Source organism: Nocardia sp. NPDC005978 (assembly GCF_040614455.1).
Taxonomy (GTDB): Bacteria; Actinomycetota; Actinomycetes; order Mycobacteriales; family Mycobacteriaceae; genus Nocardia.
The window spans coordinates 32,124-40,216 of record NZ_JBEXUS010000076.1; the positions used below are offsets into that span (position 1 = coordinate 32,124).

Consider the following 8,093-nt stretch of genomic DNA (forward strand, 5'->3'; position numbering starts at 1 on the left):
GGAGCCGGCTGGATGGCCGGCCGGTACGCCTCGAGTCGATGGTGTGGACCGCGTCGTGATTGCCGGACACGGCGACCACGGCGCGCCCGTAGCAGGTCGCGGTCACCCGCACGGACGGCCCGGCCTGCATGGACGGCCCGGCCTGCACGGACGGCCCTGCCCGCAGATGCCGGCCCGCGTCCGCCGTACCGGAGATCGGGGTAGGTGGATCCGTCGATGTGCGTGTGTCGACTCGTATCCGACCGGGCGATGTCGAATGTTCGCGCCCGGCGTGAATACAGCCGCGCGGCAGCACCGCTCGGGTTTCCTGGCGATCGCGTGCCCGGCGAACAGGTACCGGCGTCGTCGACCGGAGCGCGGGCGGGCTGGTCACGGTCAGCGCAACGGCGAGTTCGCGGTGGCGGTTCGAACCCGCACGAGGTGCGGGGCGGCAGGCGGTGCGATGTGGCGGGCGTGGTTGCAGCGGGCGCGCGAGTCCGTCCGCGCGCTCGCGTGAGTTGCGGGGGCGGTACGGGGCGGGCCGCGGTTCGTGAGCGGTGACCGATCCGGCACCGTGTGCGCGGGTCGGGTCGGCCGCGGGTGTTGGTGGCGGGCGCGCGTGGCGGGGCGCGGGGATGGCGAGAACTGAACGTTTGCTCGCACTACTATTGGCCGAATTCGAATCCCGGTCCGGTGAGAAAGCGGCGGCTTATGAACCTTGGTGTCCGCTGGAAAGTGCACGGGGACGGGCGGACCCCCGCGCCCGGGGCGGTGGTCCGGCCCGACGAGAGGCTGTCCTGGCCGCGCACTTTCGGGCTCGGGGCGCAGCACGTGGTGGCCATGTTCGGGGCGAGCTTCGTCGCGCCCGTGCTCATGGGATTGGACCCCAATCTCGCCATCATGATGTCCGGCGTCGCGACCGCCATCTTCCTGCTGGCCACCGGGGGGCAGGTGCCCAGCTACCTGGGCTGCTCGCTGTCGTTCGTCGGCGTGGCCGCGGTGATCCGGGCGCAGGGCGGTACCAGCGCGACGGTCACCGGGGCCTGCCTGGTGGTGGGCGCGGCGCTGTTCCTGGTCGGGGTGGCGGTGCGCAAATTCGGCGCGCACATCATTCACATCGCCATGCCGCCGGTGGTGACCGGCGCGGTGGTCATGCTCATCGGCTTCAACCTCGCGCCGGTGACGGCCTCGGTGTACTGGCCGCAGGACCAGTGGACGGCGCTGCTGGTCATGCTGTTCACCGGTCTCGCGGTGGTGGCGCTGCGCGGATTCTTCTCGCGCATAGCCATTTTCCTGGGCCTGATCTTCGGGTACGGCCTGTCCTGGCTGCTGGACCGCGTCTTCGGCCGCATCCACTCCGCGGACGGCAGCGGCGAGGTCGTCGACCACTGGCGGCTGGATCTGTCCGGGGTGGCGCACGCGGACTGGATCGGCCTGCCGAGCTTCCACGCGCCCGCGTTCGAATGGTCGGCGATCCTGGTCGCCCTGCCCGTGGTGATCGCGCTGGTCGCCGAGAACGCGGGCCACGTGAAGGCCGTGGGCGAGATGACCGGTGACTCGCTCGACGGCAAACTCGGCACCGCCATCGCCGCCGACGGCGCGGCCTCGATGCTGTCCACCGCCGTCGGCGGTCCGCCCAACACCACGTACTCGGAGAACATCGGCGTCATGGCCGCGACCCGCGTGTATTCCACCGCGGCCTATTGGGCCGCAGCCGGTTTCGCGCTGCTGTTCGGTCTGTGCCCGAAATTCGGCGCGGTCGTGGCGGCCATTCCGGGCGGTGTGCTCGGCGGGATCACCGTCATCCTGTACGGCATGATCGGCCTGCTGGGCGCGCAGATCTGGACCAATGCCGGTGTGGACCTGCGCAATCCGCTCAATCTGGTACCGGCCGCCGCCGGCCTGATCATCGGCATCGGCAATGTGAGCATCGAGTTCTCCGACAATTTCACCCTCGGCGGCATCGCGCTCGGCACCCTCGTCGTGATCACCGGCTACCACGTGCTGCGCCGCCTCGCGCCCGCGCACTTCCGGGACGGGGAACCGCTGCTGGACGAGGGCACCTCGTCCTATGACGCACCCGGCGACCATGATTCGGCCGGGCCCGGGCAGCCGCCGACCGGCCGCGATCAGCCGATGTGAGCGGGGCCGTGCGCCTGCTCGCAGTGTGAAGCGGCCGCGCGGCCCAGCCCGATCACCCCGGGCTGCGCGTGATCGACCTGCAGGGTGGCGTGGTCGATGTGGTACTCGTGCGCCAGGAACCCCGCGAGATCCTCGCGGGCGGCATGGCAATCCTGGCCGGGCTCGACCAGGACGTGGGCGGACAGCGCGGGGGAGCCCGAGGTGATCTCCCAAATGTGCAGATCGTGCACTTCCACCACATGCTCGCGCGCGGCCATGGCCGCGCCGATGGTGGTGGGGTCCAGGTTCTCCGGCGCGGCTTCGAGGAAGATGCGGCTCGAAGCGCGCACCAGCCCGACGCCGGCCTTGACCATGAGCACGACCACGATCATGGTGGCGATGACGTCGGCCTGCACGAACCCGGTGACCATGATGATCGCGCCCGCGACCGCGGTGGCGATGAAGCCGTACAGATCGTTGAGGATGTGCTGGAACGCGCCCTCGACGTTCAGGCTGGTGCGATTGGCCCGGCTGATCATGAGCGTGGCGATCAGGTTCACCACCACGCCGATGAGCGCGGTGATCAGCACCAGCCCGCCGGTCACCTCCGGCGGATTCAGCAGGCGTTCGACGGCTTCGAAGGTGAGCCAGGCCGCCAGCACCAGCAGCGTCGCGCCGTTCGCCATGGCGGACAGGATCTCCACGCGTTTCCAGCCGAAGGTCATGCGCCCGGCCGCGGGCCGCGCGGCCAGCCGGATCGCCCACAGCGCCAGCGCGATGGCGGCCGCGTCGGTGAGCATGTGCGCGGCGTCGGAGAGCAGCGCCAGCGATCCGGAGATGAACCCGACCACGACTTCGCCGAGCATGAAGACGACGATGAGCGCCAGCGCTCCCGCCAGCAGGCGTTTGTCGCTGTCGGCCGTGGCGCCGTGCGAATGCCCGTGATCGTGGCCGTGCGCGTGCCCTGCACCCATGTCGATCTCCTCTCCTGCGACCGCAGGCGATCATATGCACGCATCGCTATGTATGCAAGATCGTCGATCGTCGTCGCAGCGTGCGAGCGGGTTTCGAGGTGCGCGGGCGGCGCGTCGCGGGGTTACCCGGATACCGCGCGGGACTATCCGGCGGCGGGCTCGGCGACCTCCGCGGTGGTGTGCGGAAGCGACAGCACGAACCAGGACTGCTCTATCGAATAGGACGGGTGCGCGGCCGACTCCGGGTCCGAGGCCAGGCCCTCGACCCGGGTCCAGCCCGCACCGCCGCAGGCGATGAGCTCGGTGTAGCGGTAGTGCAGATGCCCGTGGAAGAGCACGCCGGGGCGCAAGGTCTCCACCACCTCCTGAATGCGGTCCTGATTGGGGAAGCACTCGGGCCTGTCCTTGCGGTTGAACTTGGGGTTCGAGGCGCGCGGCTTGTCGTGGGTGAGCACGATGTCCACGGGCGAGGCGTCGGCGCAGAGCAGTTCGGCGAGCTCGTCGTCGGTCATCTCCTCCTCCGGGAACCACAGCGTGCCCGCGGACGCGCGCACCCGCGCGGAGCCGTACCGGCGGCGCCGCAGATCCTGTTCCCGCGTGCGCGCCTCGCGCGCCAGCCGCCACCCCTTGTCGGTGGAACGCGCACCGCCGAACGCGGCGAAAGTGGTTCCCTCCCAGGTCCAGCGATGCCCGCGCGGCGCGTACCGCACATTCCTGCGGCACCGCAGAAAGCCCTCGTCGTCGCGCTGCTCGTCGTACATCTCGTGCAGCAGCGAACTCTTGTCGTGATTGCCGTCGAGGAAATACACCGGCACGCCGGCTTTCCGCGCGGCCTTGTCGACGACGTCGAAATACCGTTTCCCCGACGGCATGTGCTCCCAGGCGCCGAAATCCCCCACCACGAACACCCGCGAGCAGTCGTTCCGCACCGCGGCCTGCACCACGTTCAGCGCGTGCCCGGTATTCCCGTGCAGGTCACCGGCAATCAAGACGTTCCCCATGGCCCACATGGTGGCAGTCCCGCCCGACATCGGCATCCCCGATTTCTCCGGGCATGCCGGGAGTCCGGCCCGCAGGTCGCGGAGACGCGGCCCGAGCCGCCCCGGGCGAGAGGTTCCGGGGCGGCCGGGGCGCGGACGGCGGCGAGGCCGTGCGCCGAAAGGATCCGAGGTCGGTCGGATCCTGGGGTGCGCGGCCGATTGTGTCGGGCCGCGCGGCTCGGGGTTGTGGATGAATCCACAACGGGTGGGACGGTTTTAAGCGGTGGCCTCGTCGGTGATGCGGTAGGCGGCGAGGGCCTCGATGCGCGTGACGGCGTCGGCGACGATGCGGTCGACGAGTTCCTGCACGGTGGGCAGGTCCTCGATGATTCCGGCGACCTGGCCCGAAGCCAGGACGCCCGCCTGGGTGTTGCCTTCCACGAGACCGGCTTTCAGCAGCATCGGGGTGTTGGCGGCCATGATCACCTGGGACCAGGTGAGGTCCTTGTGCTTGCGCATGGCGAGACCGTCCTTGACGATGGTCGACCACTTCATGCCGGTCATGCCCTTGAACTTCAGCGCGTTCGACGCGGCGGCGGCGAATCCGCGCGCCCGGCCCGAGTTCTCGAGCTTCTGCACCAGTTCGGTATTGAGCACGCGATGCGGCATGCCGTCGACCTTCTTGGAGACGACCGTGTCCTGCAGGCCGCGGGCGAGGTACTCCCGTTTGACCGCCTCCGGCACGCTGCTCTCCTGGGTGAGCAGGAAGCGGGTGCCCATGGCGACGCCGGCCGCACCGTACGAGAGCGCGGCGGCCAGGCCGCGACCGTCGAAGAAACCGCCGCCGGCGACGACCGGGATGTCCACCGCGTCCAGCACCGAGGGCAGCAGCAGCGTGGTAGCGACGGAACCGGTGTGCCCGCCGCCCTCACCACCCTGCACGATCACCGCGTCGGCGCCCCAGGAGGCGACCTTCACCGCGTGCTTGGCCGCTCCGATCGACGGAACCACCACGACGCCGTTGTCCTTGAGCCGGGCGATGAGTTCCTTCTTGGGGGCCAGCGCGAAGGAAGCGACCTTCACGCCTTCCCGGATCATCAGCTCGCAGCGCTCGGTGGCGTCGAAGCCGTCGGCGCGAATGTTCACGCCGAAGGGCTTGTCCGTCTGCGACTTCGTCTTGGCGATAGCCACTTCGAGCTCTTCGAAGGTCATGGTCGCCGAGGCCAGAATGCCGAGACCGCCCGCGTTCGCGGTGGCCGAGACCAGGGCCGGACCCGCGACCCAGCCCATGCCGGTCTGCACGATCGGATGCTCGATGCCGACCAGTTCGGTCAGCGGAGTCCGCAGCCGCGCGGTCACGCCGTCACTTCCTTCTCACGGAAGCCCTTGGGGTCCAGCACGGTCCGGATGATCCGCAGCTCCTCCTCGGTGGGCAGCCGGGTCTCGCCGGCCTCGGCCAGCCCCGCGACCTCGAACGAGGTGTTCTCGGCGACCTCGTCCGCGCTCACGCCCGGGTGCAGCGACAGCGCGCGCAGGGTGTGGTCCGGGCCGTTGAAGTCGAACACGCCCAGGTTCGAGACCACGCGGTGCAGGTGGTGGAACCGGTAGGCCGGGTTCTCGGGATCGATCTTGTCGTAACCGATTCCGGAGACGATGTCGACCTGGTCCACGAAGACTCGCCTGTTGTGCTTGGGCACGAAGTAGCTGGTCGCGTGGTTGATGGTGTTGCCGGGCGCGCCGCGCACACCGAACATCTGCCGGGTCGGCTGCTGCAGCGGCCCGAATGCCGAGAGGTTCTGGTTGCCGAAGCGATCGATCTGGTTGGCGCCCATGACCACATGGCGGCGACCGGACTGCACCACGTCGAAGACCTTGGAGAACGGGAACCAGCCCTCGAGCGGAGCCTGGCCGCCGATCGGCGGGACCTCGGCGAACAGCCGTGCCTCACCGTCGGAGAGCACCAGGTCGGGCTCGAAGGTGAGCCGCGCCAGTCGCGCGCCGATGGTGGTGACGGTGGACATCGGGGAGGCCACGATCTCGCCCGCGCCGCGGAAGATCTCCGCCGACGCGACGACACAAACCTCGGCCCGAGTAATGGTGGTGGTGTCGGTCATTACTTCTGCTCCTCGGCGAAAGCCTTGACGGCATCCTGGTATTCGGCCTCGGACACGTCCAGGTAGCGGGCCTTGAACTCGGCCCACGACTCGGGGGTCTTGGCGGCCTCGACATAGTGGCGCTGGAACTTCTCGTCGCGCCCGTAGCTGCCGGAGAAGGTGAAGTGTGCGCCGCCGGGGGCTTCGACCACGCCGTCGACCATCAGCCGGTTGAGGATGAGCGACTGCAGCGGAACGGCTTTCACCAGTTCCTCGGTCTCGACCAGACGATCCACCGACAGGTAGCGCTTCTCGGCGGCCAGCGCGTACAGGTCGTCCATGTACGGGTCGATGCCGGTGTAGGCGGCATTGCCGTGCTTGTCACCCAGGTCCAGGTGCATGAACGCGGCATCGAGATTCAGCGCGGGCATGGCGATGAGGGTCTCGGTCTTGCCGTCGGTCTGATAGGGCGACTGAACGGTTTTCAGCTCGCCCTCCCAGAAATCGACCACGGCGGAACCCAGTCCGGCCCGAATCGGCAGGAAGGGCAGACGTGCGGCGGCTGCCTGCAGCCCACACTTGACCATGCCCTCGTCCATCTCGCGCACGGTGATCTCACCGGCGGTGCGCGCCTTGGCGAACCACGGGTCGTAGAACGGCGCGGAGTCCAGGGACACGAAGCCGTAGTACGCCTTCTTGACCTTGCCCGCCGAGCACAGCAGACCCAGATCCGGTCCGCCGTAGGTGACGACCGTCAGATCCTTGATGTCCGACTTGAGAATTGCCCGCACCAGCGCCATCGGCTTGCGGCGCGAACCCCAGCCGCCTAGTCCGATGGTCATTCCGCTGTGCAGTTCGCCGACGATCTCGTCGAGCGTCATCCGCTTGTCGCGCATGGCTTCTACTTCCCCTTCTTCTGGGCCGCGATGTCGTCGTCGAACCGGGCGCGGATCTCGTCCGCCACGCCGGCGAGGTTGAGCTCCATGGTGAAGCCCTGCTCGAACCGGTAGGAGCGGTGCACGTCCTGCACGTCGATGCCGTTCAGCGCCTTCTTGGCGGCGCGGATGACGCGGCCGTCTTTGTTGGCGATGTTCTTGGCCACCTCCATGGCGGCGGCGTCGAGTTCGGCGCGCGGCACGACCTTGAAGACCGAGCCGTAGTGGTGCAACTGCTGTGCGGTGAGGGTGCCCGCGGTGTAGAACATGGTCCGCATGAGGTGCTGGGGGACCAGGCGCGAGAGATGGGTGGCCGCACCGAGCGCGCCGCGGTCGACCTCGGGGAGGCCGAAGGTCGCGTCGTCGGAGGCGACGATGACATCGGAGTTGCCGACCAGGCCGATGCCGCCGCCGAGGCAGAAGCCGTTCACGGCGGTGACGACCGGGACCTCGCAGTCGTAGATGGCGGCGAAGGCGGCGAAGCAGCCGTGGTTCGCGCGGATCAGGGCGGTGTGCCCGGTGTCCGCGTTCATCTCCTTGATATCGACGCCCGCGTTGAACCCGCGGCCCTCGGCGCGCAGCACGACGACCCGGGTCTCCGGGTTGCGCCCGGCCTCGCGGACGGCGTCGGCGAGCGCGAACCAGCCGTCGGAGGGCAGGGCGTTGACCGGCGCGTAGTCAACGGTGACTACTTCCACGCCCTCGGTTTCGGTGTGACGGATGATCCCCATCGCGCTCCCTTTGGAAAGTGCCAGCCCATCGTTGGCAAAACAAGCAAGTGCTTGGTAGGTTAGCACGGTGGCAATCGAAGTGAACCTCTCCGGATCGGTCGTCTTGGTCACCGGCGGCGTCCGGGGAGTCGGGGCCGGTATCAGCCGGGTATTCCTGGACGCCGGCGCGACCGTCGTGGGGGGCGCGCGCCGGCCCCCCGCCGAGGGCGGGGGAAACGGGGGGGAAGGAAGAGGGTGGGGTTTGGGTAGGGTGGTGGGGGTGTTGTTTTAATATAGGTTG

The 8,093-nt window shown here is 68.8% G+C and carries 7 protein-coding genes and 1 pseudogene; 2 read left to right on the forward strand and 6 right to left on the reverse strand.

What is annotated here, in order from left to right:
* The first annotated feature begins 690 nt into the window (after positions 1-690).
* Positions 691-2,121, forward strand: a complete 1,431-nt coding sequence (locus ABZ319_RS28100) for a solute carrier family 23 protein (RefSeq protein ID WP_354989500.1) — start codon at positions 691-693, stop codon at positions 2,119-2,121.
* On the opposite strand, the gene ABZ319_RS28105 is transcribed toward ABZ319_RS28100, so the two are convergent.
* The 6 genes from ABZ319_RS28105 to ABZ319_RS28130 form a co-directional block, all read right to left on the reverse strand.
* Positions 2,109-3,074 carry a cation diffusion facilitator family transporter gene (locus tag ABZ319_RS28105; protein ID WP_354989501.1) on the reverse strand — a complete coding sequence of 322 codons (966 nt, stop codon included), beginning with the start codon at positions 3,072-3,074 and terminating at the stop codon, positions 2,109-2,111. The two genes, ABZ319_RS28100 and ABZ319_RS28105, sit on opposite strands and share 13 nt — an antisense overlap.
* Before the next feature lie 143 nt (positions 3,075-3,217).
* Complete coding sequence (locus ABZ319_RS28110; RefSeq protein WP_354989502.1) at positions 3,218-4,075, reverse strand: metallophosphoesterase; 858 nt, start codon at positions 4,073-4,075, stop codon at positions 3,218-3,220.
* A 255-nt stretch (positions 4,076-4,330) separates the two neighbouring features.
* Entirely contained in the window at positions 4,331-5,413 is a 1,083-nt protein-coding gene (locus tag ABZ319_RS28115; protein ID WP_354989503.1) for a nitronate monooxygenase, read from the reverse strand.
* On the reverse strand, positions 5,410-6,168 hold the full coding sequence (locus tag ABZ319_RS28120) for a CoA-transferase (protein WP_354989504.1): 759 nt from the start codon (positions 6,166-6,168) through the stop codon (positions 5,410-5,412). Before ABZ319_RS28120 ends, ABZ319_RS28115 begins: the two co-directional genes overlap by 4 nt.
* The gene (locus tag ABZ319_RS28125) at positions 6,168-7,043 is read right to left on the reverse strand and encodes a CoA-transferase (protein WP_354989505.1); all 876 of its coding nucleotides are present in this window, start codon (positions 7,041-7,043) and stop codon (positions 6,168-6,170) included. Before ABZ319_RS28125 ends, ABZ319_RS28120 begins: the two co-directional genes overlap by 1 nt.
* Positions 7,044-7,048: 5 nt before the next feature.
* Complete coding sequence (locus ABZ319_RS28130; protein ID WP_354989506.1) at positions 7,049-7,813, reverse strand: enoyl-CoA hydratase family protein; 765 nt, start codon at positions 7,811-7,813, stop codon at positions 7,049-7,051.
* Between the two features lie 73 nt (positions 7,814-7,886).
* Here ABZ319_RS28130 and ABZ319_RS28135 point away from each other — a divergent pair.
* A pseudogene (locus tag ABZ319_RS28135) lies at positions 7,887-8,009 on the forward strand (short-chain dehydrogenase); the annotation flags it as partial.
* Positions 8,010-8,093 lie beyond the last annotated feature (84 nt).

Excerpts from the sequence above, each read along its gene's own strand:
- ABZ319_RS28100 (WP_354989500.1), top strand. The coding sequence starts at position 691 with ATGAACCTTGGTGTCCGCTGGAAAGTGCACGGGGACGGGCGGACCCCC.
- ABZ319_RS28105 (WP_354989501.1), bottom strand. The coding sequence starts at position 3,074 with ATGGGTGCAGGGCACGCGCACGGCCACGATCACGGGCATTCGCACGGC.
- ABZ319_RS28110 (WP_354989502.1), bottom strand. The coding sequence starts at position 4,075 with ATGGGGAACGTCTTGATTGCCGGTGACCTGCACGGGAATACCGGGCAC.
- ABZ319_RS28120 (WP_354989504.1), bottom strand. The coding sequence starts at position 6,168 with ATGACCGACACCACCACCATTACTCGGGCCGAGGTTTGTGTCGTCGCG.
- ABZ319_RS28125 (WP_354989505.1), bottom strand. The coding sequence starts at position 7,043 with ATGCGCGACAAGCGGATGACGCTCGACGAGATCGTCGGCGAACTGCAC.
- ABZ319_RS28130 (WP_354989506.1), bottom strand. The coding sequence starts at position 7,813 with ATGGGGATCATCCGTCACACCGAAACCGAGGGCGTGGAAGTAGTCACC.